A 25,720-nucleotide genomic window follows, 5' to 3' on the forward strand; every position below is an offset into this window, starting at 1 on the left:
ATCATCGCGAATTAGTCGGCGCGTACGGCTCCAACATGCGCAACGCCGCGCGTGGCGGCGAGCATTTCCTGGCGGTGCCGCTCGCGATAGGAGGCGCGCTGTTCGTCCGTGCGTTCGGCGTGGCAGGCCGGGCAGCACACGCCTTCCTCGTAGAGCGGGGAGGCGACGTCCTCGGCGTTTACCGGGCGGCGACAGGCGTGGCACAGCACGTGCGAACCTTCGACAAGGCCGTGGCCGATCGTCACCCGCTGGTCGAACACGAAGCATTCGCCGCGCCACAGGCTCTCGTCCTCGGGCACGGTTTCGAGGTACTTCAGGATGCCGCCCTTGAGGTGGTAGACTTCGTCGATGCCTTCCTGCTTGAGGAACGCGGTCGATTTCTCGCAGCGGATGCCGCCGGTGCAGAACATCGCGACCTTGGGCGTCCTGCCCGCTGCCGCTGCGGCGCTCTCGGCCATCAGGCGGTCGCGTTCGGCGCGGAACCAGGCGGGAAAGTCACGGAAAGTGGCGGTTTTCGGGTCGATGGCGCCTTCGAACGTGCCCACCGCCACTTCGTAGTCGTTGCGGGTATCGATGACGATGGTGTCGGGATCGGCGATCAGCGCGTTCCAGTCCTGCGGCTCGACATAAGTGCCCACGACGGCCAGCGGATCGACTTCGGGCTCGCCCATGGTCACGATCTCGCGCTTCAGGCGCACTTTCATGCGGTGGAACGGCATCGCCGAAGCGCGCGAGAACTTGACGTCGAGGTCGGCGCAATCGGGCAGCGCGCGGATGTGGTCCAGCACCGCGGCGATGCCCGCGTCGCTGCCGGCGATGGTGCCGTTGATCCCCTCATGCGCCAGCAGCAGGGTGCCGCGGATGCCGTTATCGCGGCACACCTGGTCAAGCGGATCGCGCAAGGCGGCGAAGTCCGCGAACGGGGTAAAGCGGTACAGCGCGGCCACGCAGAAGGTGGCCGCTTCGGAGTCGCGGCTGAGGGTATCCATCGCGCGCCCATAGCGTGAACGCGTTCAGACTTCTACGCTGTCGTCCTCGTCTTCGTCCTCGGCGGTCCATTCGGACAAGTCGGCGGACTGGCCGATCAGCGCGAGGCCGTGGGCGATCGAGGTCAGTTCGTCGCCGGTGGCAATCCGGCCTTCGCCGAAGCGGCGTTCGAACAGCGCGCGCACGGCCGGGATCAGCGAGGAGCCGCCGGTCAGGAACACGTGGTCGATCTGGTCCGGCTGCAACCCGGCCTTGGCCAGCGCGCGGTCGACGGTCTGGTCGATGCGCTGGAGGTCGGGGGCGATCCAGCGCTCGAAATCGGCGCGGCTGACGTCGGCGTCGATGGTGAGGTTGTCGCTCTCGAAGCGCAGCGCGCCCTGCTCGGCGCCCGACAGCGCCCGCTTGAGCCGGCCGACCGCCTCGTAAAGCCCGAAGCCCAGTTCATGCTCGACCACCGCGATCATGCGGTCGATGGCGGCAGGGTCGGTGGCGCCGTGCCTGAGGCGGGCCAGCTGCTCCAGCGTGCGGCGGTTGCGCATCAGCGCGAGGCGCGACCAGTCGCCGAAATCGGCGAAGTGGCCGGGCGGAATTTCCAGCACCTTGTCGAACGAGCGGTAAGTACCGCCCTTGCCGAGCAGCGGCAGGACCAGATGGTCCATGATCCGGTAGTCGAAACGGTCACCGGCAATGCCGATGCCGGCCGCGCCCAGCGGCACGCAGCGCCGCGCGGCGCCGGGCGCCTCGACCCGGACGATGGAAAAGTCGCTGGTGCCGCCGCCGAAGTCGGCCACCAGCAAGGTCGCCGGTTCGGACAGGCGCGAGGCAAAGCTGAAGGCGGCGCCCATCGGTTCGTAGACGTAGTGGACCGGGCGGCCGAGCATCGCGAACATCGCGTCGTAGCGCTTGCGGGCCAGCGCCGCGTCAGGCCGCGCGCCGACGTAGCGCACCGGGCGGCCGATCACGATCCGCTCTGGCAGGTCACGCAAGGAGGCGCCGCCGTGGGCCATCAGGTGGGTGAGGAACACTTGCCCGAGTTCCTCGAAGCGCAGGCGCTTTTCGAACAGGTTGGCATGTTCGAAGGTGGCGCTTGCCGCGACCGACTTGAACGATTGCAGGAAGCGCGAGCCTTGCGGGAAGTCAAGGAATTCGGCGATGGCCCAGGGGCCTGCCTCATGGGCCAGCCCGCCTGGGAACGGGCCGCCCTTCACCGCATCGTCCTGCCAGAAGCACAACGCCGAGCGGAACACCGAGGACGGCCCGCCGGGTGCCGCGAACTCGACGAGGTCTGCCTCGCCCGGCGCGCCGGAGAGGGCGATGACCGAATTGGTCGTGCCGAAGTCGATGCCGACGGAGGAGGGCGCGGTCATGGGGGATCCTTGAAACGGTCTTGGGAGCAGGGGCTTCGCGAACGCTGGCACAGGAATCTCGCCAGCGAAAGCGGGCGGCGCCTATTGCAGTCCTTTTGCGGTCCCGCAAGCCATGGCGCAAACGACTTCCCCCGCGCGCCTGCGGGGAGGCGCGCGGGGGAAGCGGGTCTGGTCAGGGTGCGGGGCTTTCGCCCGCTTATCGGTTTACCAGGTGAAGCCGATGGTCCCCTGCACCGTGCGGCGGCTGCCGTACCAGCACCAGCTGTAGTTGGCGTAGCAGCTCGTCAGGTACTTCTTGTCGAACAGGTTGGTGACGTTGGCCGAGAGCGTCACGCGCTCCATGCCGGTGCCGAGCTTGGCGAGGTTGTAGCGCAGCAGCGCATCGAACACCGTGTAGGACGGGGTGTTGTAGGGCGTCTCGGTGCCGTCGGCATTGGTGTAGAGATCGGCGTAGGTGCGGTCCACGTGGCGCACGCCGCCGCCGATCGTGAGGCCTTCGGCCGCGCCCGACTTGGGCGACCATTCGAGATTGGCGCTCACGCCGCCGCGGCCGACGGTGGCAAGGCCGCGGCCCTGGCGGTTGGCGTAGACGTCCTCGATGTCCTTCACGTCCTGCGTGCTGTAGGCGAGGCGGAAGCTGAGGTCATAGGGCAGCGAGCCGCTTGCCTCCAGTTCGAACCCGCGCGAGCGGACCTTGCCGATCTGCTGCGAGGTGTAGGTCACCGGGTCGGAGACGATCACGTTGGTCTGGCGGATGTTGAACCAGGCGCCGCTGATCAGGATATCGGTGCCCGGAACCGTGTACTTGGCGCCGATTTCCAGCTGCTTGCCGAGCGAAGGATCCGCCAGCGAGCCGTCTTCCAGCAGCGTCGTGCCCTGCGGTTCGAACGAGGTCGAATAGCTCACGTAAGGCGAGAGGCCGATGCTGGTCTTGTAGAGGGCGCCGGCGCGGTAGGTGAACTTGCTGTCCTTCTTGACCACGCCTGCCTGCGTGGCGCGGGCCCAGTCCTGGCGGCCGCTGAGGATCACCCTGAGGGCGCCCAGCGAGATCTCGTCCTGCGCATAGACGCCCTGCTGGCGCTGGCGCGCGGTGACGAGCGTGGGATCGGCATAGCCGACCAGGCTGTAGTTGAGCACGTGGTAGGGATCGCTCGGCGTATCCATGGTGCCGTAGACGGGGTCGTAGGCATCGATGGTGGTGCCGCCGCCGAAGGCAAAGAGTTCGCGCGAGTGGGCGACCTGCCGGTCGGCGCCGAACATCAGCGCGTGGTGCAGCGGGCCGGTGTCGACTTCGCCGGAGAGGCGGTTGTCGTACGTCCAGTTGTTGAGGCTCTCGTCGGTCGCGTAGGAATAGCGGGTGTAGAGCGTCGGATCGGTGTCGGGGGCGGCCTGCGGGCCGCCGGTGTAGACGAGGCCGAGCTCGCTCGACACGTACTGGTAGCGCGCCGAGGAACGGAACTTCCAGCCGCCGCCGAAATCGTGGTTCAGGATGTAGGTCAGGCCGAACTGCTCGCGGCTGAAGCGGTCGTTCGGCTCGCCGCCGTAGAACGAGGTGGGCAGCTTGCCGGCCTCGTTGGCGATCAGCGTGCCGACGGCGGGGAAGGCGCCGTAGTTGCCGTTGTAGGGATCGTGCGAATAGGCGGCCAGCACGGTGAAGTCGGTCGAGGTGCCCGCGCCCAGCGTCACCGCGCCCGATACGGTCTGGCGTTCGCGCTTGCCGAAGTCCTGCTGGGTGTCGGCGCCGTTGGCGCTGCCGTAGAGGCGCCACAGCACGCTGCCGTCGCCATCGCCGATCTTGCCGCCGACATCGGCGTCGAAGCGGTAGAGGTTGTACGTGCCGTAGCTGGCCGAGGCGGCGCCGTAGAAATCACGGTCGATCGGCAGCTTGCTCTGTTCGTTGACGAAGCCGCCCGGGCTCGACGCGCCGTAGAGCGCCGAGGCGGCGCCCTTGACGATCTCGATGCTGTCGATGCGCGAGACGTCGACCTGCGGCACGGCATAACCGGTGCCGCTGGAAAACATCTTGAGGCCGTCGAGGTAGGTCGGCACGTCGAAGCCGCGCAGCTTGAACTGGTCGTAGACTTCGGCCGAAGTGCCGCGCGTCTCCGGGGTCACGCCGGCAACGTAGCGCATCGCCTGGTTGAGGCTCTGCAGGCCGAGCCCGGCAATGTCGCTGGAGGTGATGACGCTGATCGACTGCGGGGTGTCGGCGATCGGCAGGGTCGACTTGGTGGCGGCGTTGATCGTCTGTACGCCGCGTTCGGCGGTCACGACGATGTCATCGCGGCGGGGGCGGGCGTTTTCCGCGCCGTCGGCACCGGAATCTGCGTCTGCGGCTGCGGCTGCGGCGGAGAAGAGCGTTGCCGCGAGCAGGCCGGTGGCGGCGCCAACCAGCAGTCGGCTGCGAACCGTGTTGAAAGTCATCGTGTACGAACCCTGAGCTGTTATTGGAGTCGCGTCCCTTTCGCTGGCGGCTAGAGATATTGCGATACATTCGCAATAGCAAAAATGGAAAACCGGGTTGCCGTTCCGCGTCTTGCGGGGCGCGGTGCGGCTGGTGCTTCAGGCGAGGAAGAGGGTGTCGCCCCGCCGCTGCGGCCGCAGTCCGAACAGCGCGCCGATCAGTTCGAGCGACTGTTGCGGCTGGTCGAGCCGGAACCGTCCGCTGAAGGTAAGGCGCCCCAGCTTGGGATCGGCGATCCGCATCGGCACCGGGCTGTAGCGGGCAAGCCGTTCCACCGCGAAGCCGAGCGGCATGGCATCGGCATCGAGCCAGTCGTCCTGCCAGTCCGCCCTGGCGGCGGGATCGAAGCGGCCGCTGGTCACCCGTGCAGCGCCCCCGTTTTCGTCCCCGTTCCCGGCCCCGTTCCCGCCCCCATTGCTCTCGACCAGCGCCCAGCGGTGCGCCGACACTTCGAGCCTGTCGCGCTGCGGCACCTCGAGCCCGACCCGGCCCGAGAACACCCGCAGTTCGCTGGCCCGGGCCAGCCGGTCGACACTGAAGCTGGTGCCGAGCGCAACCATGGCGGCATGCGGGGTGTGGACGGCGAAGGGACGGGCGGGATCGTGGCGGACGTCGAAGCGGGCCGCGCCCTGTTCGAGCACGACCCGGCGCGCGGATTGCGAGAAGTCCACCGCCACGCGCGAGGCGGCATCGAGCAGCAGCCCGGAGCCGTCCGGCAAGGTCAGCCGGCGCCGCTCGCCGACCTTGCTGGCAAACCGCAGCGGCGCCGGGGCGTCGGGCGCTGCGGCCTCCATGAACCCGTAACCGGCAAGCGGCAGCGCCAGTGCCCCGGCGATACCGGCGGCAAGCGCTTGCCTGCGGGTCAGGGCCGGGCGGGCCGGTACCTGCAGGCGCCTGCGCGGGCGGAGCGCGTGGCTCGTGTCCGGGCGCAAGCCGGGCAGCGGCGGCAACCCGGCCGCGGCACGCGCCTCGCAGGCCTCGATCAGCGCGCTGTCGCCCATCAGGCGGCGCATGCGGGCAAAGGCGCGGGCATGGCTGGCGGATTCTTCCAGCCAGGCGGCCAGTTCGCGGCGCTCGTCGGGGGTGAGGTCGCCGAACCGGTCGGCCCAGTCCGCGGCCAGTTCCAGCGTATCGTTGAGGGGCTTGTCCATTGTCTTGTCAGTCCTCTGCGGCCGTCTCGAGATCGCTCTCGAGCGCCAGCGCAAGGTCGGCCATGGCGCGCACGAGGTGCTTTTTCACGGCTTCGAGGCCGAGCCCCAGTTCCTCGGCGATGTCCTGCCGCGATTGGCCGTCGATGTGGCGCATCCGGAACACGGTGCGCCGCATCGGCGTCAGGCGGGCCAGCGCGGCTTCGAAGCGGGCGAAGCGCTCGCGGTAGTCCAGCACCTCGTCGGCGAGCGGCATGTCGCAGACCAGTTCCAGCGGATCGAGTTCGAGCGGATGGGCATCGGCCTGCCGCCCCGTCTGCGATCCGGCCCGGCGGTGCTTGCGAAGGTCCGAGACGATCACCGAATCCGCCACCCGGAAGGCATAGGCGAGCGGCTGCTCGATCGCCTGCCTGCGCTCCTGTTCCATGACCCGCGCCAGGGTTTCCTGCACCACGTCCTCCACACCCTCGGGATCGCGCATGCGCTTGCGGACATAGCTTTTCAGCCGTGCCATTCCCGCCAGCAGGGGGCTGGCGGCATCGCTCATGAACATGTCGGGCATCCCGATACAGGGGCGCCGGACCGGCGGCGCCGTTGGTGTAGAGGTTCGCGGCGGGCAAGCGGGGACATCCCGGTTCCCATCGTCAGAATGTCGAGCGCAGGCCGAGCGCGAAGACCCGCCCGCTGCGCGTGCGCGCGAGCAGGCGGTGGGCGTCGCGGTCGGTGTACTGGGTGATCGGCGCGTCGGTCAGGTTGCGCGCCTCGAGCGAGGCCTGCATGGCGGCGGTGATGCGCAGGTGCGCCGCGAAGTCCAGCGTCATGCCGCCTTCGATCCATTCGCCGATGTTCCCGTTGTTGCCGATGTCGATGCGGTAGGTGCCGCGCCAGGCCGCGGCGAGGCGGGCGTCCCAGCCGCGCCCGGTGTAGTAGAGCGTGGCATTGCCCGACCAGCGCGAGAGATCGATCAGCGGCAGCTGGACGGCCTTTCCGTCGTAGATCACCTCGCTGCTGCCCGAGGCGAACGTGAGGTTGGCCTGCACGCCCAGCCCATCGAACGGGGCGGGCAGGAAATCCAGGTCGCGCTGGATCGCGGCTTCCGCGCCCAGGATCGAGGCGCCCCTGCCGCCAAGTGGGCCGCCCAGTGGGCCGTTGAGCGGGCGCACCACGTTGTAGAGCGCGGTCCCGTCCAGCCCGTCGTAGAGGAAGGCCAGCGGCAGCCCGGTTTCGGAATAGGCCATGACCGTGGTTTCGGAGGTGATGAACGAATCCATCCGCTTGTAGAACAGGCCGAGCGAGGCATAGCCGTCGCGCCCCATGTAGCGCTCGATGGAGAGGTCGAACGCGGTGGCCCTGAAGGGGCGCAGCGCCGGGTTGCCGGTCTCCACGGTGCCGCCGAACGGCGTGGAATTGACCGAGGCGGCGGCGCGCAGGTCGGCAACGTCGGGCGGGTTGAGGTTGCGGCTGGCGGCAAACCGCAGCCGCAGGTCCTTCGCAAGGTCGAGCCGGGCCTGCAGCGAGGGCAGCCAGGCGCCATGGCGGCTGTGCTGGACCACCGAGACCAGCGTGGTGTCGTCGCTCGCCTCGCCGGCCGAGCGGGTATCCATGCGCAGGTATTGCAGGCCCAGTTCCGCATCGAGCGGCAGCGTGCCCAGCGTGAGGTCGAACTGGGCGAGCGCGAAGGCGGCATAGGCGTTCTCGCGGACGCGGTAGGCGGTGCCGGGCAGGTCGTCCGCCGCGGTCAGGTCGCGGGACTGGCCGATGCGGGCAAAGGTCGCGTCGAGATCGGCCACGACATAGCGGGCCAGCGAGCGCGCCTCGATCAGGCCCGTAGAGGCGGCTTCGCTGCCGGACCGGTAGTCGGCGGACACGCGCCGCTCGTAGCCGTCGTTGCCGTAATGGCGAAAGCTGGCGCCGACCCTGAGCTCGATGCCCGGGGCGAGGCGGCGGATCACGTCGAGGCGGGCGGTGGCGTTTTCATTGACGATGGCATCCTCGCGCACGTCGGCGCGCATGAGATCCCAGCTTGCGGCATCGGCGAGGTCAAAGGCGTAGCGGTTGCGCGGATGGCGGCCGGTGGCGACATAGGAAAAGGACTGGCCGGTGGATTCGAGGAAGACCTTGTCGAACACCGGTTCCTCGAAGTCGGAGCGCGCATAGCCGGCGCGCGCCTCGATCCGCATGCTGTCGCCAAGCGGGCGTTGCAGCGCGAAGACCGCCTGGTTGAAGTCGGTGTGGTCTTCGGTGACCTTGCGCTCGCTGCGCATGTCGACCCCGGAAAAGTCCGCCGCGACCATCGTGTCCCCGGCGATCCGCACCGAATTCAGGACTTGCGTGCCATCGACGGTGCCCGCGGTGAGCCCATTGGTGCCGGCGGCGGCCAGCGAATATTCGCCGCGGTGGTTGGCGAGCCGGGCATGGATCAGGTCGAGCGTCATGTGCAGCCCGCTGTCGTCCTCGTGCTCGAAGGCGGCGACGAGGTTCAGGCGCTCGAAGCGGTTGGTCCAGGTCGAATAGGTCTGCCCGCGCGACATGTAGACGGGATCACCCGAAGCGCCGGTCAGCCGCGCGCGGTCTGCGGCGCTGACCGCTGCGCCGATGTTGCCTTCGCCGAACGTGACCGGCACCCAGTCCCAGTTGCGGTAGCCGTACTCGGTCACGCGGTTGCGGCTGTAGGAGAGCGCGAGAAGCGCGCCCCAGCTGTCGCTTCGCCGCGACACTTCGGCGGTCACTTGCGGGGTCACGCCGCCTGCATCGCCGGAGCTGCGACCCTGCACTGAAACCAGCGTGACGTTGCCGGGGCGGTCGAAGGGGCGCAGCGTATGCAGGGCGACGGTGCCGCCGATGCCGCCAGCGTCGCGGTCGGCCGACCAGGTCTTGCGCACCTCCACGCCCGAGAACAGCCCGGCATCGAAGACCGAATAGTCGAACTTGCGCTGGCGGCTGGCGGAACCCCGGTTGTCCATGCCGGAAGCGGTCGTCGCCAGCGCCTCGATGCCGTTGAGCGTGGTGCGGGTGAACAGCGGGCCAAGGCCGCGCACGGAAATCTGGCGGCCTTCGCCGTTGTCGCGGCTGATCGCCACCCCCGGCAGGCGCTGGAGCGCGTCGGCGGCATTGTGGTCGGGGAAGGCGGCGATGTCCTCGGCGCGGGTCGCCTCGAGGATGGCGCGGGCGGAGCGCTTCACCGCCATGGCCTGCCGCAGGCTCTCGCGGTAGCCGGTGACGACGATCGGCTGGCCGAAGGGATCGGCAAGGGCGAGGGCGAGGGGCTGCGGGGCTGCCGTGCCATCCGGCGGCGGTACGGGGGCGGAAGCAGGAGCGGAAACGGCAACCGGCGCTGCCGGGGTTACGAGATAGCCGCCGGGCACCTGCCGGACCGCCACCGGCAGGCCCTGCGTCACCTGGCGGATGGCCTCGCTCACCGCGAAACGGCCGCGCACGGGGTGGAGGGTCCTGAGGTCGGCGGGCACCGAGGTGACGATCTGCATGCCCGAGCGGCGCGAGATCTCGGCCAGGGCATCGGCCAGGCGCCCGGCCGGGACATGCAGGCTGACCGTGCCTTCGCGCGGCGTGGCCGCCTCGCGCGCCTGTGCCGCTGCCGGTGGCAGGGCAAGCACGAAGCCGGACAGGATGAGGACGGCCCTGAGCCGGCCGCCTGTCGGAAGCGAAGACACGGAGGATGCGCCCTTTCGCCGGCGCGGCTATCAGGGCTCCATGACAGTGGTGTGACCTCGCTTGCCGGTATGAACGGCGGAAGGACGAGGCGCGCGCCCCGTCCTTCCGCCGCCGCCTCGATCAGAACTCGAAGCGGACGCCGCCCATCACGGTGCGACCCGAACGGGTGTAGACGTAGAGACGCTTGGAGGTGTCCGAATACTGCTTCTCGGCCTGGTTGGTGAGGTTGATGGCATCGAGCGTGAGCTGGATGCGGTCGGTGATCTTGTAGTGCGCCGACATGTCGACATAGACCGTCGCGGCATAGCCCGAGAGATCCTGGTCGACGACCGTCACGCCGTTCACGGTGGTGGTGATCGGCGCTGCCGAATAGACGTAGCTGGAGCGGTAGTTGGCCGAACCGCGCACGTCGAACCTGGCGTCCTGATAGTAGAGCGTGATATTGCCGTTGTACTTGCTCAGGCCTTCAAGCGTCGTCCTGGCGGCGATGTCACCGTAGATCGTCCGGTAATCGTATTGCGACTTCACATAAGTGAAGTTGGCCGCGACCCCGAAGTGATCGAACGGTGCGGGTAGGAAGGTGAAGTCGCTCTGCGCCGCCAGTTCGAGGCCCCACAGGTCGGTCTTGCCGAGGTTGATCGGGCGCGAGTAGCTCGAAACCACGGTATTGGCGGTGAGTCCGTCCATCAGGTCGGTGGAGAGACCCGTCTCGCCGTAAGTCGTGTTGGTGACGGTCTTGGTGCCGATGAAGCCGTCGAGCGTCTTGTAGAACAGCGCGCCGGTGATCGAGCCGTGATTGCCGAGGTAGTATTCGACCGAGAGGTCGAGGTCGGTCGACTTGTAGGGCTTGAGGTTGGGATTGCCGGTCGAGACCGAGACTTCGCCGCCGTCGCCGCTCCTGACGGTGCCGTTGACGGCCAGCGCGCTCAGCGTCGGACGGTTGATGTTCCGGGCCGCGGCGGCGCGCACCACCAGCTTGTCGGTCAGCTCGAAGATCAGGTTGGCCGCCGGCAGGAAGCCCTGGTAGCTCGAGGTGCCGCGAATGGTATTCAGCGATCCGTCGACCGTGCCCACGCCGACGGAATCGATGCCGGTGTGGTAGAAGCGGCCGCCGACATTGCCTCGGAATGGCACCGACCCCAGCATGTGGTTCCAGTCGTACTGGGCATAGGCCGCCCAGGTGCGCTCCTCGACGGCATATTCGCTGCCGCGGTTGGTCAGGTAGTCGCCGCGATCGATGCCGAGCGCGGAAAGCGCCTTGTCGTAGTCGACGATGACCCACGATTGGCCGGAATAGCCGTTGTAGACCTTGGAATAGTCGCCGATGTCGGCACTGACGGCGCCGGACCTGAAGCTCGGAAGCAGCACGTCGTCGGCGGTCAGGGTATAGCCGCTGTTCTTGAAGCGGCGCCATTCACCGCCCAGGCTCAGCTTGTCGTCGGGCGAGAACTGGTATTCGAGGCTGCCGCGCACCGTGTCCATCGCGGTGTCCTGGTAGGACGCCGACATGTCGATCTCGTGGGCGTGGTAGTTGGCGGCGTCGCTGGTGTTCCAGCCGTAGGTGTTCTTGAGGCCGTAAGTGCCGGTGTACCGCGAGATGACGTCGCCGTAGGCCTCGGTATAGAACTTGTCGCTCATCGGCATGTCGTAGCTGGAGCGCTCGATGCCGCCGAGGAAGCGGAACGTCAGCTTGTCGGTCAAGGCGGTGTCGCCGCTCAGCACCAGCTGCTTGAAGGTGTTGCTGGTTTTCTGGGTGCGGGTCTCGGTGGACGTCTGGCCGCCCGAGACGTCGAGGTAGGTCACCTCGTTCTCGTCGTTCCAGCCGATCGCGTTGATCCTCGAGGCCGGGTAGGTGACGCCGGCGAAGGTCTGCGCGCCGCCAAGCCAGGTCGAGCCGCCCGACCCGCGCGAGGCGAGGTGGGTCTCGAAACGGTCGGCCTTGAACTTGCCGTAGAGGCCGTCGAGGGTGATGTGGGTGGCCTCGCCGGGGTTCCACTGGATCGAGGAGGTCACGCCCAGGCGGTCCTGCGTCGAATCCCAGACCGACAGGCGGTTGCCGCGTGCGAAGCGCAGCGTGCCCGAGGTGATCTTGTCCTGCTCATCCTGCGTCAGGCCGGAAATGTCGGAGCCGTTGGCGCCGTTGGTGCGCCAGCGGTAGGTGTCGACACCGGTCTCGCGGGTCTGGCGGTGGCTGTAGGCGGCCGAGACGAGAATGCCGAAATCGCCCCAGTTCTTGGAAACGAGGCCGGTCAGGCGCGGCTGGAAGTCCTTGGTGTAGCTGTTGGTGCCGGCCGAGGCCGACACGGCGATCTTGTCGCCCGCATAGTCGAGCGGGCGTGCGGTGTAGAGGCCTACGGTGCCGGCCAGCCCGCCCTCGGTCTGGTCGGCCGAGTAGGACTTGCGCACGTCGACGTGGTTGAACAGTTCGGCGGCGAAGATGTTGAAGTCGAAGGCGCGGTCGCGCGTGCCCTGGCCGCGGCTGTCCTGCGGGCTGTCGACGTTGCCCAGCACTTCCATGCCGTTGAGCTGGACGCGGGTGAAGTCCGGGCCGAGGCCGCGCAGCGAGATGCGGCGGCCTTCGCCGGCCTCGCGGTTGATGGCGACGCCGGGCAGGCGCTGGAGCGCTTCGGCGAGGTTGAGGTCGGGGAAGGCGGCGATGTCGTCGGCGACGATCGAATCCTGGATGATCGTGGCGTTGCGCTTCGCATCGCGCGCGCCCAGCAGGCTGGCGCGGAACCCGGTGACGACGATCGAGCCGCCGTCCTGCGCCCCGGCTTGCCCCGCGTCTTGCGCCGTGTCCTGCCCCGTGTCCTGCGCCATCGCGGGCTGCGCCGCGCAGGCGAGTGCCGTCGATACCAGCCAGAGGCTGCGCTTATGCCACATTGTCTTACCCCTCATTGCAATTTGTCCGTGCTTGTTCGCGAGCGGAAAAGGTCGTCGCGATCGCAGGTGAAGAGCGCGGCGGGGTACTGGCGGGGACACATAAAATTATGAAAGTTCAAAGACTATTTGTGACGTTTTTGTGAATACTGTTGTAGTTGTTTAGTTGTTTCGTCTGATCTGTTCTGTTTTTGAAATTTCCGCCGGTGCTGTTTCAAAATGTTTCCCTAATGCGCAGGGCGAAAAAAATACCGCGGCGGGGTTTGCAATCCTGGACTGGCCGGGCCATGGTCCCTGCTCAGCCCTTGCCTGTGTCCGTCCCGGACATTTTCGGATTATCGACCTGCGGCTGGCGACGGGCCTTGGGCCTGTCTTCGCGCGGTCATTTCCATGCAACTCAAAGGAGCCCCGGTTTGGAGTCCGTTTCGGTCGTGCTTTTTCTGCTGCTGGCGGTTGTCGTCAGCGGTGCGGTGTCGCGGATGTTGCCCTGGTCGGTGCCGACGCCGCTCGTGCAGATCGTGCTGGGCGGCGCGATCGGTCTGTCGACATCCTATAGCGTCTCGCTCGACCCGGAACTGTTCCTGCTGCTGTTCCTGCCGCCGCTGCTGTTCCTCGATGGCTGGCGCATTCCCAAGGACGAACTGTTCAAGGACGTCTCGACCGTCGTCGAACTGGCGCTGGGGCTGGTGCTGACGACGGTGATCGGCATGGGGCTGTTTATCCACTGGATGATCCCGGCGATGCCGCTGGCGGTGGCCTTCGCGCTTGCCGCGGTGGTCTCGCCGACCGACCCGATCGCGGTGTCCGCCATTGCCGCGCGCGTGCCGATCCCCAAGCGCATGATGCACATCCTCGAAGGGGAATCGCTGCTGAACGATGCATCGGGCCTTGTCTGCCTGCGTTTTGCCGTCGCGGCGGCGCTGACCGGCACGTTTTCGGCGGGCGATGCGGCGCTGAGTTTCCTGTGGGTGGCGGGCGCGGGCCTGGCCATCGGCGTGGCGGTGACGGTGGTGGTCTCGCGCGCCAAGGCCTGGGTGACGCGCGGCTGGGGCGAGGATACCGGCTCGCAGATCCTTGTCAGCCTGCTGATCCCCTTCGGCTCCTACATGCTGGCCGAGCATTTCCATGCCTCGGGCATCCTCGCCGCCGTCGGCGCGGGGGTGACGATGACGTTTGCCGAAATCTCGCGCGAGGCCATGGCGGTCACCCGCATGCGCCGCAATTCGGTGTGGGACACGATCCAGTTCACGCTGAACGGCATCATCTTCGTGCTGCTGGGCGAGCAGCTTCCGGGCATCCTCTATGAAGCGAGGCAGACCGTCGCGGTGACCGGGCACAGCCAGCCGGGCTGGCTGGCGCTATATGTCGTGGCGATCGTGGCGGGTCTTGCGGCGCTGCGTTTCGCCTGGGTGTGGCTCTCGTTCAAGTTCACGATCCTGCGTCGGCGCCAGACCGGATCGCTTCCCGATTCCGCGCTGCGCAGCCCCAACTGGCGGCTGGTCGCGGCGATGTCGTTCGCGGGCGTGCGCGGCGCCATCACGCTGGCCGGTGTGCTGACGCTGCCGCTGGCGCTCGGCGACGGCACGCCGTTCCCGGCGCGCGATCTGGCGATCTTCCTGGCGGCGGGGGTGATCATCGTCTCGCTGATCCTCGCCAGCATCGCCTTGCCGGTGCTGCTCAAGGGGCTGACGATGCCCGGCGAGCCCTCGAAGCAGGCCGAGGAAGATGCCGCCCGCGTGGCGACCGCGGAAGCGGCGATCCGCGCGATCGAGCGCCACCAGCACCGGCTCGCCGAAGAGCGCGGCGATGCCGACCGTTTCGCGGCGGCCGGCGGCCGGGTGATGGACCTCTACCGCGAACGCATCGAGGGGCTCAGCGAGGACGAGCGCGATGCCGTGCGGGCGCAGGAAAAGCTGTTCCGCGAATTCCGCCTGGTCGGCGTCAAGGCCGAGCGGGCGACGCTCGCGGACCTCATCCGCAGCCGCCAGGTCGGCAGCGCGACGATCCGCAAGCTGACGCGCGAACTGGATCTTTCCGAGGCGCGTCTCAGGGGTTAGCCGTTTCCTGGGCGGGGTTCGACGGGGCCGGATTTCACAAATCGTGAAATCCGGCTTTGCGATTTGTCGATGGTGACCGCGTCCAAAAGCCGCCATTTAGCATGCCATATCCTCGCAAATCGCCGAATCCGGGTTTTCGGGCGGGGCGGTAACAAGGAAATGGATTGATGACGGCTTTGACTGAAACGCGCTATGTCTATCGCTTTGGTGGCGGTGTCGACGACGGCGGCAAGGGCGACAAGAACCTGCTGGGCGGCAAGGGCGCCAACCTCGACGGCATGGCCGCGATCGGTCTGCCGGTTCCCCCGGGTTTCACCATCACCACCCAGATGTGCACGCGCTACTATCAGGACGGCGGCGTCTATCCCGAAAGCGTGAAGGCCGAAGTGGCCCAGGGTCTGGCCCATATCGAGCAGGTGACCGGCAAGCAGTTCGGCAACACCGCCGATCCGCTGCTGGTCTCGGTCCGCTCGGGCGCGCGCATCTCGATGCCGGGCATGATGGACACCGTGCTCAACCTCGGCCTCAACGACGAGACGGTCGAAGGCCTCGCGGCGACGTCGGGTGACGAGCGTTTCGCCTGGGACAGCTATCGCCGCTTCATCCAGATGTATTCCGACGTCGTGCTCGAACTCGATCACGGTGCCTTCGAGGAAGCGCTGGACATCGCCAAGGAAGATCGCGGCTACGAGCTCGATACCGAGATGACCGCGGCCGACTGGAAGCTGCTGGTCGCCGAGTACAAGGGCATCGTCGCGAAGCTCTGGAACAAGCCGTTCCCGCAGGACGTGCACGACCAGCTCTGGGGCGCGATCGGCGCCGTGTTCGGGTCCTGGCAGTCGGACCGCGCCAAGGTCTATCGCCGCCTCAATGCGATCCCCGGCGAATGGGGCACGGCGGTCAACGTCCAGGCGATGGTCTTCGGCAACATGGGCGAGACCTCGGCCACCGGCGTTGCCTTCACGCGCGACCCGGCGACCGGCGAGAACGCCTATTACGGCGAATACCTCATCAACGCGCAGGGCGAGGACGTCGTGGCGGGCATCCGCACCCCGCAGTACCTGACCCGGGCCGCCCGCGAGCGCGCCGGGGCCAAGCCGCTGTCGATGGAAGAGGCGATGCCGCAGACGTACGCGGAACTCGCCGGTGTCTTCGAGATCCTCGAAAAGCACTACCGCGACATGCAGGACATCGAGTTCACGGTGCAGCAGGGCAAGCTCTGGATGCTCCAGACCCGCTCGGGCAAGCGCACCGCCAAGGCGGCGCTCAAGATCGCCGTCGACATGGCGCGCGAAGGCCTGATCAGCGAGGAAGAGGCGGTCGCCCGCGTCGATCCCGCCGCGCTCGACCAGCTCCTCCACCCCACGCTCGATCCCAAGGCGCCGCGCGACGTGCTGACCAAGGGCCTGCCCGCCTCGCCGGGCGCCGCTTCGGGGGCGATCGTGCTCGATGCCGATACCGCCGAGAAGCTGGCCGAGCAGGGCAAGGCGGTGATCCTCGTGCGGGTCGAGACCAGCCCCGAGGACATCCACGGCATGCATGCGGCCCGCGGCATCCTCACCGCGCGCGGCGGCATGACCAGCCACGCCGCGGTGGTGGCGCGCGGCATGGGCCGTCCCTGCGTCTCGGGCGCGGGCAGCCTCTCGATCGACGGCACCGCGCGCACCGTGCGCATGGAAGGCCGGGTGCTCAAGGAAGGCGACATCGTCACCATCGACGGTTCGACCGGCGAGATCATGGCCAACGAAGTGGCAACCGTGCAGCCCGAGCTGGCGGGTGATTTCGGCACGCTGATGGAATGGGCGGACAAGGTGCGCCGCCTGCGCATCCGCGCCAACGCGGAAACCCCGCAGGACTGCCGCACCGCGCGCGACTTCGGCGCCGAGGGCGTGGGCCTGTGCCGTACCGAGCACATGTTCTTCGACGCCGCCCGCATCACCGCCGTGCGCGAGATGATCCTGGCCGAGGACGAGGCCGGCCGCCGCGCCGCGCTGGACCGCCTGCTGCCCGAACAGCGCGACGATTTTGCCGAGATCTTCATGGTCATGGCGGGCCTGCCGGTCACCATCCGCCTGCTCGATCCGCCGCTCCACGAATTCCTGCCCCATGCCGACGCCGACTTCGAGGACGTGGCCCGCGCGGCCGGGGTGGCGGTGGACACGCTCAAGCGCCGGGCGGCCGAACTGCATGAATTCAACCCGATGCTCGGCCATCGCGGCTGCCGCCTCGGCGTGACTTATCCCGAAATCTACGAGATGCAGGCCCGCGCGATCTTCGAGGCGGCGCTGATCGTCAAGGAGCGCACCGGCGAGGCGCCGATCCCCGAAGTGATGATCCCGCTGGTCGCCACGGCCCGGGAACTGGAGCTGATGAAGGCGATCGTCGACCGCGTCGCCACCGAAGTCTTCGCCGAGCGCGGCGCCTCGGTCGACTATCTGGTCGGCACGATGATCGAACTGCCGCGCGCCGCGCTCAAGGCGGGCGAGATCGCCGAGATCGGGGAATTCTTCTCGTTCGGCACCAATGACCTGACCCAGACCACCATCGGCATCAGCCGCGACGATGCCGGGCGTTTCCTGACCCAGTACGTCGACAAGGGCATCTTCGAGCGCGATCCTTTCGTCAGCATCGACGTCGACGGCGTCGGCGAACTGATCGAGCTGGCGGCCGAGCGCGGCCGCAAGACCCGCCCGGGCATCAAGCTGGGCATCTGCGGCGAACATGGCGGCGATCCGGCCTCGATCGCGTTCTGCGAGAAGATCGGCCTCGATTACGTCTCCGCCTCGCCCTACCGCGTGCCGATCGCGCGTCTGGCGGCCGCGCAGGCGGCGCTCGCGGGCCAGTAAGGCGCGTGAGCGTTCCAAGCTGCTGATGCGTCAGCATCACTGCAGTCTGGTATAAGGCCAACCGAGGTAAACCGTGTCGGGGAGGAGGAGCGACCCGACCGGGAATGCGGACCGCATGCGCCAGCGTGCGGTCCGCATTTGCTTTTCGGGTGCCACAGGCCGCTGGTGCGGCCCTCACAATGCCCGTTCGGGCATTTTGAAACAGCCCGTCAGGCCTTGGCCGCCGCAAAACCGGCAAGGCGCAGGGCGCCGTCGAGGGAATCGCCCAGCGGCGCGCTCAGGCGTTCGACCGTGCGGGCGCGCAGCCAGGGCTGCATGCGCGGGGCGAGGCCGCCGACCAGCGAGCAGCGGGCGGCGCCGCGCTCGAAGATCGTCTCGATGAAACGCTCGATGTGCCCGGCGGCATTCTCGACGATGGAACGGGCGATGGCGTCGTCCGCCTCGGCATAGCTCATCACCAGCGGCGCGAAAGTGCCGTAGTCGCGCGGGGTGGCGTGGTCCATCCAGGCGATGGCCTGCGCGGTGTCATGCCCGAAACGCTCGGTCACGGCGGCGCTGAGCGGGGTCTTGCGGGTGCGCCCGTCGAGCGCGCGCAAGGCGTGGCGCATCGCCGACAGCCCCAGCGCGGCGCCGCTGCCCTCGTCCGAGATGGGGAAGCCGTAGCCGCCGATGGTGAAATCGCGGCCCTCGACGCGCAGCTGGGCGGCGCTGCCGGTGCCGATGATGAGGATCGCGCCGTCCTCGCCGCCATGGGCGCCGAGGTTGGCGATCTGCGCGTCGGTGGCGTAAGCGGCCGAGGCGAAACCGAAATCGAGCTCTGCCAGGGCCTCGCGCACGCCGGGGCGGGTGATCCCGGCGATGCCCATGCCGGCGTGGATGGTGGCGCGCTGGGCCGGGGTCAGGCCCGCCTCGGCGACCGCCTGATCCGCGGTCTCCCGCAAGGTGTCATAGAGCGCCTCGATGCCGATGCGCGCGTTGGCGGTGCCGGACTTGCCCTCGCCGATCGCGCGGCCCTGGGCATCGACCAGCCGGGCGCGGCAATTGCTGCCGCCTGCATCGATGCCGAGGTAGTAGGTCATGGGTGTTCTCCGTGGGGCCCCGCGCAGGCATGGTCGTTCCAGTCGCGGCCACGGGGGGTATGGCCGATACCGGGATTGAGCTGGTTGCGCGGATCGATCTCGCGGTAGAACCGCGCCAGCTCGGGCCGGGCAACGTAGAGGTGGCCGACGTTGTGCTCGGCCGGATACTGGGCGCCGCGCGCGTCGAGCAGGGCCCAGAGCGCGTGTTCGAAGGCGAGCGGATCGGTGCCCTTCGTGACGATGTAGTCCTGGTGGAACACCTGGCAGAAGAAGTGCCCGTAATAGAGCGTGTGGACCGTGCGGGCGGCAAGCTCCGCGGGCAGCTGCTCCACCCAGTCGCGGGTATTGCGCGGCAGCGCGACGTCGAGGGCGACGATGTCTTCCACCGTGTCGCGGTGGACGGCGCGGTAGCGCACGGCGGCGCCCGCCGCGACGAAGCGGTGGAGGAAGGCCTTGGCGGCCTCCTGCGCGGTGCATTCGAAATGGTCGGCCTCGCTGCCGCCGGGGAACAGCTCGCCGAGCAGTGCGCGGGCGGCATCGACCTGCTCGCGCGGGACTTTCAGGATCAGGTGATGGTCGAAGCGGGCGCGGTATTCGCGCATGCGCGGCGGCAGATGATCGGGGATGAACCGGCTCGACCATTGCATCAGGCGGTCGGACAGGCCGCCTCCGAACAGGCTGCCGAACAGCCCGTCGAAGCGCGATTTGGCGGCAAACAGCGCGGGCAGCCGGTCGGTGCCGAGCCGCTCGATCGCGAAGAACATGTCGCGCCCGTAGCGGTCGGCGACGTCGAAGGCCTCGGCATGCATGTATTCGCCGGCGATCGGCAGGGTGTCGAAATCGCGCAGCATCGTGCGGCGCAGCGCCGTCAGCCGGTCGGGCCGGCTGGTGCCGATGTAGAACGTGGTGGTCTCCTCCTCGCGCGCGAAGGTGTCGAGGCGGACGGCAAAGACGATCAGCTTGCCCGCGCTTCCGGCGGCTTCGAACAGGCAGCGCGGGTCGGCGTTGAAGCGGGCGGGCACGTCGCTGTCGATGTCGCGCACGTGGGCCGCATAGCTGTGGTCGTGCGCCCACTTGTCACCGGCGGGATCGATGTCGGCTTCGGTGAACTGGCCGCCGTCGAGCCGGGCGAGCATGGCCTCGGGCTCGCCGCCGAGCGCGATGCCGAGGTGGTTGACGAGGCGCAGGCTGCCGTCCGGCTGGACCTGCGCATAGAGCGCCAGCTGGGTATAGGCGGGGCCGCGCCGGATCAGCGAGCCGCCCGAATTGTTGCAGACCCCGCCCACCACCGAGGCGCCGAGGCAGGAGGAGCCGATCACCGAATGCGGCTCGCGCCCATAAGGGCGCAGCGCCGCTTCCAGCGCGTAGAGCGTGGTGCCGGGCAGGCAGAGCACCTGCTCGCCGCCGCGAATGACTTTCAGCGCCGAGAGCCGCGTCGTGCTGATGATGACGAGGCCGCCGGGATAGTCGTCGCCATCGGGTGTCGAGCCGCCGGTGAGGCCGGTGTTCGAGGCCTGCATGATGATCGAGACGTCCGCCGCCACGCAGGCCTGCACCGCCCGCCACAGTTCCACCAGGCTGCCCGGGCGCACCACCGCGATCGCCGGGCCCTCGCCGGTGCGATAGCCCTTGCGGAACCGCGCCGTCGCCCGCGCCGAGGTCAGCACGTGGCGCCCGCCGACCGCGCCGCGCAGTTCGCCCAGCAGCTTGCGGTCTCGTGTCGTGGCGCTTGTCGTCATCGCGTGTTTCCCGCTTACTGGGTCTGGACCTCGTCGTCGGTCATCAGGTCATGGCCGTCCAGCCAGCGCAGGATCTCGCGCGCGGCGGGGTGATCGATGTCCCGATACCGTGCGCGCAGGCGGTCCGCCCGTGCGCCGAGGCGCTCGTAGCCGACGTCCTGCAGCGCCGGAAGGTCCTGCCGCAGAAGCTGCGTGAATTCCGCGCCGAGCAGCGTGCGCGCGGCGGCATCGAACGCCGCGCCATAGGCATAGCGCTCCCCTTGCGCGTAGAGCATCGGCAGCGTCAGCGCCGGAATGCAGCCGAGGTGCGCCTGGATCGCCGGGTTGACCGCATGGCCGCTGATGTGTTCGGCAATCGCCGCCGGACGGCCGGTAAAGGCGCGCAGGTGCAGGAAGCGCGACATCCGCGCCCCGTCGTTGACCGGCCAGTTGTCCCACAGGCAGACCTTGCGGCCGAGCTCGCCCGCCACGCGTTCGAGATGCGCCGGGCCGATTTCCTTCGCGCAGACTTCCTCGCCGGTCCAGTAGACCTGCACGGCGCTGTCGAGCAGCCGGCCGAGCGTGCCGAGATAGTCCGCCGGACGATCCGCGAAGACCAGGTCGAGCACCGGATCGTCGGAATAATAGGTCGGGCAGGTATAGACCCGCGTGGCCTTGGTCAGCCCGGCGCAGAAGTTGACGACATCGGCCTGCCGCTGGGCCAGCTGCGGCATGTCGCCGCGCAGATCGTCGAACAGCACGGCCAGGTCGTCGATGCCGATGGCGTCGAGGTCGGCGATGCGGCGGGCAAGGTCGGCCCGCGCGGCATCGTCGAAGGGATGGGTGGAGCCGACCGGGGTGATCGCCATGCCGAAACGCATGCCCGCCGCGCGGCATTCGGCGGAAAGCCGGGCGAGCGCCTCGCTCTGGGCGAGGTCATGCGCCTTGCGCCATTCGCGCCGCAGCGAACGGTCGGCCTTGGGGCCATAGTGGTAGAAACCGTAGCCGGCCCCGGCCAGCGTGCGCACCACGTGGCTGCGCTCGGCCGCGTCCCAGATCCGCCCGAAGCGGCCCTCGATCAGCCCGAGCGGCGGGGTCACGCGTCTTCTCCCAGATCCTCGCGCGCGCCGCCGATCCAGGTGGCGCGCACGCGGCGCGCCTCGTCCAGCAGCACGAGGTCGGCGCGCAGGCCCGGCGCGATGGTGCCGGTCTCGTGCTCCAGCCGCAGGAACCGCGCAGGGTTGCCGCTGGCCATGCGCGAGGCGGTGACGATGTCGCAGTAGAGCATGTCCATCGTGTTGCGCAGCGCCTCGGCCATCGTCAGCGCCGATCCCGCCAGGGTGCCGTCGGGGCCGGTGCACTTGCCGTTCGCCACGGTGATCTCGGTGCCCATCAGCGTGAAGGTGCCGCGCGTGCCGCCCACCGGCGGCATCGCGTCGGTCACCAGCATGATGCCCTCGGTGCCGCGCGCCTTGATGGCAACCCGCATGGCGGCGGGGTGGACGTGGAAGCCGTCGACGATCAGCCCGCAGAAGCTGGCGCGGTCTTCCAGCGCCGCGCCGACCATGCCGGGATCGCGGCTGAGGAACTGGGTCATCGCGTTGAACAGGTGGGTAAACCCGGCCAGCCCTTCGGCCAGCGCGGCGTGGCTCTGCTGGTAATCGGCCATGCTGTGGCCCGCGCAGACAAGAATGCCCGCCTCGCTCAGCGCGCGCACCGATCCCGCCGGTGCCAGTTCGGGCGCCAGCGTCACCACCCGGCGGCCCAGCGTCGGCGCGGCGAGCCGGGCGATCACCTCGGCATCGACCGGCGCGAAGCGGGTCTGGTCGTGGATGCCCTTCTTGGCGGGGTTGAGGTGAGGGCCTTCGATATGGACGCCGAGCACGCCCGGCACGCCTTCGGCCAGCGCCGCCTCGCCGGCCGCGATCGCCACGTCCACCGCCTCGGCATAGTCGCTGATGAGCGTGGGCAGCAGGCCGGTGGTGCCATAGCGGCGATGGGCGCGGGCGATGGCGCGGATGCCCTCCACCGTCGGGCTGTCGTTGAGCAGCACGTCGCCGCCGCCGTTGACCTGCACGTCGATGAAGCCGGGCAGCAGCCAGCCGCCGTCGATCTGCTCGACACGGCAATCCTCGGGCAGGGTATCGCGCGGTGCGAGGCCGAGGATGCGATCGCCCGCAAGGAGCAGCGCCTGATCCTCGACCACGCGGTCGGCCAGCACGATGCGGGCGCCGACAAGCGCGGTAAGGGGGCGAGCCGCCTCGGGCATTGCGGGAGTTGTCGCGGGGTTCATGGCCGACAGGCTCATAACGTGCGTGTCACTTTGTTGAGATGGGGCGGATTGTCCGGGTTGCGGCCGCGCGCCAGCGACAGGGCATTGGCAAGACCGTAGAAGCTCTGGATCGCGGCGATGGCGCCCAGCACCGGGTGGACGTCGCTGCGTGAGGGCAGGGTCAGCGCGGCCGGGGCGATGTCCTCGGCCATGCCGGCGGCGATCACTCTGGCGCCGCGCGCGGCAAAGTCGTCCAGCCGCTCGCGCAGGCCGGTGCGGGCGACGTCGAGCGGGGCAAGCACCAGCACCGGATCGCCCGCGCCGACCAGCGTCATCGGCCCATGCGCGACTTCGGCGCTGCTGAAGGCCTCGGCATGGAGGCTGGAGGTTTCCTTGAGCTTGAGCGCGGCCTCGCCGGCGATCGGCAGGGTCGGGCCGCGGCCCAGCACCAGCATGTCGCCGGCATCCTTCAGCAGTTCGACCGCCTGGGTCCAGTCGGCCGCGGCGGCGGCTTCGAGAACCTCGCCCGCGGTCTCGAGCGCGGCGAGCAGGGCCGCGTCCTCGCTCCATTCGGCCACGAGATGGGTGAGCGCGACCAGCGTGCAGACAAAGCTCTTGGTGGCGGCCACGCTGGTTTCGGGCCCGGCGTGCACCGGAATGACGATCTCGGCGAGGTCGGCCAGCGGCGACTGCGCGTCGTTGACAACGGCGATCACCACCGCGCCCTGCGCCTTGGCATCTTCGGCGGCGGCGAGCAGGTCGGGGCTGCGGCCGGACTGCGAGATCGCGATCAGCGGGACCCCGGCAAAGCGCGGCGACGTGGCATGGTAGAGCGAGCCGACCGAAGGCGCGTGGCTCAGCGTGGGCACCCCGGCATGGGTCTCCAGCAGGAACTTGGCAAAGGCGGCGGCCTGATCGGAACTGCCACGGGCAAGGGTGGCGGCAAACGGCGGGGCCAGCGCGCGCAGGCGGCGACCGGCCTCGCGCACCAGTTCGGCATTGCGCTGCAATTGCTCGGAGCAGCGAAGCGGGGCCTCGCGGGCTTCCCGGGCCATCAGGGTCTCGCCCTCAGTGGCCTCCAGGTGCGTTTCTGGTGCGGTTAGGTCTGGCTTGGTCAGGGTCATATTGGGAAGATACCACTTTCGAATTGCGATACAAGTGGCATTAAAGTGGTTTTATTCCTCCTGACCTCATGATACCGGTTCGGTGTTCCGCAAGGGATGCCGGAGTCGCAAGCTGGGAGAAGCCGATGCTCAGGATCGAGATTGCCGCCACCGATGGCGCGGGCAGCGTCAAGGATAGCGTCAAGGGCGGGGTCAACGAGGATTGCGTGGGCCACCATGGCAATGCCGCCTGGGTGATCGACGGGGCGACCGGCGTTGGTCCCCGGTTGCTCGATGCGCCCAGCGATGCCAGCTGGCTGGCGCAAAAGGCCAATGGGCTGCTGGCCGAGGGGCTGGCGCAAAGCCCCGATATTCCGACCACCGAACTGCTGCGCCAGGTCATGCGCCAATGCGGCGAGGCTTTGCAGCGCGAGCAGACGGGGCCGCGCGCCGAGGCGCATGAGCACCCTTCGGCGGCCTTCGCGATGGTGCGGGTGATCGGCGGCGAGGCGGAGATCACGACGCTTGCCGATTGCCGCGTCATTGCAAATCAGGGGCAGGTTTTTGGCAGTTCGGCGCTCGACGCCATCGAGGCGCGCACGATTGCGGCCTTGCGGCAGATCCTCGCCGAAGAAGGCGAGATCTCGCCCGAGGCGTTCAAGGCGCGGCTGCTGCCGGGGCTTCTGGCCAATCGCCGGTTGATGAACCGCGCCGGTGGCTACTGGGTGCTGGGCACCGAGCCGCGCGCGGCGGATCATGTCTGGCAGGTGCGGTTCCCGGTCCGGCCGGGCGCGCGTTTCGCCCTGGCCAGTGACGGTTTCCTGCGCCTGTTCGAACTTTTCGATGCGGCCGAGCCCGCCGATCTGCTGGCCATTTCCGGGCAGCGGGACTGGGCGCATTGGCTGGCGCGGCTGCGCGAGCTGGAAAGCGCGCCGGAATCCCTGCGGCAATTCGCGCGGGTCAAGCGGCACGACGATGCCAGCCTTGTCATCTGTAGTTGGGAGAATGACGGCTGATGCTGGTCATGGGGTACATGAGCGGAACCTCGCTCGACGGCGTCGACGTGGCGCTGCTGGAAACCGATGGGGAACGGATCGCGGCCTTCGGGCCCGGGGCGATGACCGCCTATTCGGCGGCGGAGCGCGATGCGCTGGAAAAGGCCACGCGCGATGCGCTGGCCTGGAACGGCTATGGCGCAAGGCCGCATTCGTTCGCGCTGGCGGCCGAAGTGATCGAGGCGGCGCATCTGCGTGCCGGTGAACAGGTGATCGCACGGGCCGGGCGCAGGCCCGATCTGGTCGGTTTCCATGGGCAGACGCTGCTGCACCGGCCCGAGCGGCGGCTGTCCGTGCAGATCGGCGATCCGCAGGTCCTGGCCGATGCGCTGGGCGTTTCGGTGGTTGCGCAGATGCGGCAGGACGACCTGCTGGCGGGCGGGCAGGGCGCGCCGCTGGTGCCCGCCTATCATGCCGCGCTGGCGGAGCGGCTGGGTCTTGCGGGGCCGATCGCGTTCCTCAATCTCGGCGGCGTGGCGAACCTCACGTGGATCGGCGCGGACGGGTCGCTGGTGGCGTTCGACACCGGGCCGGGCAATGGCCTGATCGACCAGGTGGTGCAGGCGCGCGGGGCCGGTCGTTATGACGAGGGTGGGCGGATCGCGGCGGCGGGCACGGTCGACGCGGCGGTGCTGGCCATGCTGCTGGAGCACGAACATTTCCGGGGATCGGGTCCGAAGTCGCTTGACCGCTACGATTTTCCGCTCGAATGGGCGGGCGCCCGTTCGCTGGAAGATGCGGCGGCGACGCTGACGGCGTTCACGGCGGAAGCGGTGCGGGCGTCTCTGCGGTTGCTTCCGGCGGCCCCGAAAGTGTGGATTGTCTGCGGCGGCGGGAGCCACAATCCCACGCTGATGCAGGCGCTGCGCGCGCGTCTCGGCGATTGCCGGACGGCGGACGAGGTGGGCCTGCGCGGCGACTATGTCGAGGCCGAGGCGATGGCCTTCCTGGCGGCGCGCAGCCTGCGCGGATTGCCGCTGACCTATCCCGGCACCACCGGGGTCGGGCGCCCCCTCACCGGCGGCGCGATCTGGCGGCCGGACGCGGCTCTGGCCGGAGTGGTCTGAGGGGG

The 25,720-nt window shown here is 68.7% G+C and carries 16 protein-coding genes; 4 read left to right on the forward strand and 12 right to left on the reverse strand.

From position 1 onward, the window contains the following. Positions 1 to 11: 11 nt before the first annotated feature. From CA833_RS18365 to CA833_RS18395, 7 genes are all read right to left on the reverse strand, one after another. On the reverse strand, positions 12 to 989 hold the full coding sequence (locus tag CA833_RS18365) for a rhodanese-related sulfurtransferase (RefSeq protein WP_207080736.1): 978 nt from the start codon (positions 987 to 989) through the stop codon (positions 12 to 14). A gap of 24 nt (positions 990 to 1,013) precedes the next feature. After that, positions 1,014 to 2,354, reverse strand: a complete 1,341-nt coding sequence (locus tag CA833_RS18370) for an Hsp70 family protein (protein WP_207080737.1) — start codon at positions 2,352 to 2,354, stop codon at positions 1,014 to 1,016. A 204-nt stretch (positions 2,355 to 2,558) separates the two neighbouring features. Beyond that, the gene (locus tag CA833_RS18375) at positions 2,559 to 4,778 is read right to left on the reverse strand and encodes a TonB-dependent siderophore receptor (RefSeq protein WP_207080738.1); all 2,220 of its coding nucleotides are present in this window, start codon (positions 4,776 to 4,778) and stop codon (positions 2,559 to 2,561) included. A gap of 138 nt (positions 4,779 to 4,916) precedes the next feature. Next, a complete protein-coding gene (locus tag CA833_RS18380) occupies positions 4,917 to 5,969 on the reverse strand; it encodes a FecR domain-containing protein (RefSeq protein WP_207080739.1) in 1,053 nt (350 codons plus the stop codon). Positions 5,970 to 5,976: 7 nt separating this feature from the next. Beyond that, the gene (locus CA833_RS18385) at positions 5,977 to 6,519 is read right to left on the reverse strand and encodes an RNA polymerase sigma factor (protein WP_242526525.1); all 543 of its coding nucleotides are present in this window, start codon (positions 6,517 to 6,519) and stop codon (positions 5,977 to 5,979) included. A 91-nt stretch (positions 6,520 to 6,610) separates the two neighbouring features. Then, positions 6,611 to 9,637: a TonB-dependent receptor gene (locus CA833_RS18390; protein ID WP_207080740.1), complete on the reverse strand. Its 3,027-nt coding sequence runs from the start codon at positions 9,635 to 9,637 to the stop codon at positions 6,611 to 6,613. 121 nt (positions 9,638 to 9,758) lie between these two features. After that, positions 9,759 to 12,536, reverse strand: a complete 2,778-nt coding sequence (locus tag CA833_RS18395; RefSeq protein ID WP_242526526.1) for a TonB-dependent receptor — start codon at positions 12,534 to 12,536, stop codon at positions 9,759 to 9,761. 395 nt (positions 12,537 to 12,931) lie between these two features. Here CA833_RS18395 and CA833_RS18400 point away from each other — a divergent pair, with 395 nt between their 5' ends. Beyond that, the gene (locus tag CA833_RS18400) at positions 12,932 to 14,575 is read left to right on the forward strand and encodes a Na+/H+ antiporter (RefSeq protein ID WP_207080741.1); all 1,644 of its coding nucleotides are present in this window, start codon (positions 12,932 to 12,934) and stop codon (positions 14,573 to 14,575) included. Between the two features lie 167 nt (positions 14,576 to 14,742). Then, positions 14,743 to 17,421: a pyruvate, phosphate dikinase gene (gene ppdK, locus CA833_RS18405; protein ID WP_142638225.1), complete on the forward strand. Its 2,679-nt coding sequence runs from the start codon at positions 14,743 to 14,745 to the stop codon at positions 17,419 to 17,421. Positions 17,422 to 17,630: 209 nt separating this feature from the next. On the opposite strand, the gene CA833_RS18410 is transcribed toward ppdK, so the two are convergent. The 5 genes from CA833_RS18410 to CA833_RS18430 are packed head-to-tail and all read right to left on the reverse strand — an operon-like array spanning position 17,631 to position 23,614. After that, complete coding sequence (locus CA833_RS18410) at positions 17,631 to 18,500, reverse strand: BadF/BadG/BcrA/BcrD ATPase family protein (RefSeq protein WP_142638227.1); 870 nt, start codon at positions 18,498 to 18,500, stop codon at positions 17,631 to 17,633. Beyond that, a complete protein-coding gene (dld, locus tag CA833_RS18415) occupies positions 18,497 to 20,239 on the reverse strand; it encodes a D-lactate dehydrogenase (protein ID WP_207080742.1) in 1,743 nt (580 codons plus the stop codon). Before dld ends, CA833_RS18410 begins: the two co-directional genes overlap by 4 nt. Before the next feature lie 14 nt (positions 20,240 to 20,253). Continuing rightward, positions 20,254 to 21,318, reverse strand: a complete 1,065-nt coding sequence (locus CA833_RS18420; protein WP_207080743.1) for a beta-N-acetylglucosaminidase domain-containing protein — start codon at positions 21,316 to 21,318, stop codon at positions 20,254 to 20,256. Next, positions 21,315 to 22,511, reverse strand: coding sequence for an N-acetylglucosamine-6-phosphate deacetylase (gene nagA / locus CA833_RS18425; protein ID WP_242526527.1), 1,197 nt, complete (start codon positions 22,509 to 22,511; stop codon positions 21,315 to 21,317). Before nagA ends, CA833_RS18420 begins: the two co-directional genes overlap by 4 nt. A gap of 11 nt (positions 22,512 to 22,522) precedes the next feature. Further along, positions 22,523 to 23,614: an SIS domain-containing protein gene (locus CA833_RS18430; protein ID WP_207080744.1), complete on the reverse strand. Its 1,092-nt coding sequence runs from the start codon at positions 23,612 to 23,614 to the stop codon at positions 22,523 to 22,525. A gap of 125 nt (positions 23,615 to 23,739) precedes the next feature. On the opposite strand from CA833_RS18430, the gene CA833_RS18435 reads away from it, so the two are divergent. Further along, complete coding sequence (locus tag CA833_RS18435; protein WP_207080745.1) at positions 23,740 to 24,609, forward strand: hypothetical protein; 870 nt, start codon at positions 23,740 to 23,742, stop codon at positions 24,607 to 24,609. Beyond that, entirely contained in the window at positions 24,609 to 25,715 is a 1,107-nt protein-coding gene (locus CA833_RS18440; RefSeq protein WP_207080746.1) for an anhydro-N-acetylmuramic acid kinase, read from the forward strand. Before CA833_RS18435 ends, CA833_RS18440 begins: the two co-directional genes overlap by 1 nt. Positions 25,716 to 25,720 lie beyond the last annotated feature (5 nt).

Source organism: Novosphingobium sp. KA1, from assembly GCF_017309955.1.
In the GTDB taxonomy this organism is placed as follows: domain Bacteria; phylum Pseudomonadota; class Alphaproteobacteria; order Sphingomonadales; family Sphingomonadaceae; genus Novosphingobium.

What these genes read in the sequence shown, in the direction of transcription:
- CA833_RS18440 (WP_207080746.1), top strand. Translation starts at nt 24,609, where the DNA reads ATGCTGGTCATGGGGTACATGAGCGGAACCTCGCTCGACGGCGTCGAC.
- CA833_RS18410 (WP_142638227.1), bottom strand. Translation starts at nt 18,500, where the DNA reads ATGACCTACTACCTCGGCATCGATGCAGGCGGCAGCAATTGCCGCGCC.
- CA833_RS18385 (WP_242526525.1), bottom strand. Translation starts at nt 6,519, where the DNA reads ATGTTCATGAGCGATGCCGCCAGCCCCCTGCTGGCGGGAATGGCACGG.
- dld (WP_207080742.1), bottom strand. Translation starts at nt 20,239, where the DNA reads ATGACGACAAGCGCCACGACACGAGACCGCAAGCTGCTGGGCGAACTG.
- ppdK (WP_142638225.1), top strand. Translation starts at nt 14,743, where the DNA reads ATGACGGCTTTGACTGAAACGCGCTATGTCTATCGCTTTGGTGGCGGT.
- CA833_RS18380 (WP_207080739.1), bottom strand. Translation starts at nt 5,969, where the DNA reads ATGGACAAGCCCCTCAACGATACGCTGGAACTGGCCGCGGACTGGGCC.
- nagA (WP_242526527.1), bottom strand. Translation starts at nt 22,511, where the DNA reads ATGAACCCCGCGACAACTCCCGCAATGCCCGAGGCGGCTCGCCCCCTT.
- CA833_RS18365 (WP_207080736.1), bottom strand. Translation starts at nt 989, where the DNA reads ATGGATACCCTCAGCCGCGACTCCGAAGCGGCCACCTTCTGCGTGGCC.
- CA833_RS18395 (WP_242526526.1), bottom strand. Translation starts at nt 12,536, where the DNA reads ATGAGGGGTAAGACAATGTGGCATAAGCGCAGCCTCTGGCTGGTATCG.
- CA833_RS18430 (WP_207080744.1), bottom strand. Translation starts at nt 23,614, where the DNA reads ATGACCCTGACCAAGCCAGACCTAACCGCACCAGAAACGCACCTGGAG.
- CA833_RS18370 (WP_207080737.1), bottom strand. Translation starts at nt 2,354, where the DNA reads ATGACCGCGCCCTCCTCCGTCGGCATCGACTTCGGCACGACCAATTCG.
- CA833_RS18375 (WP_207080738.1), bottom strand. Translation starts at nt 4,778, where the DNA reads ATGACTTTCAACACGGTTCGCAGCCGACTGCTGGTTGGCGCCGCCACC.
- CA833_RS18435 (WP_207080745.1), top strand. Translation starts at nt 23,740, where the DNA reads ATGCTCAGGATCGAGATTGCCGCCACCGATGGCGCGGGCAGCGTCAAG.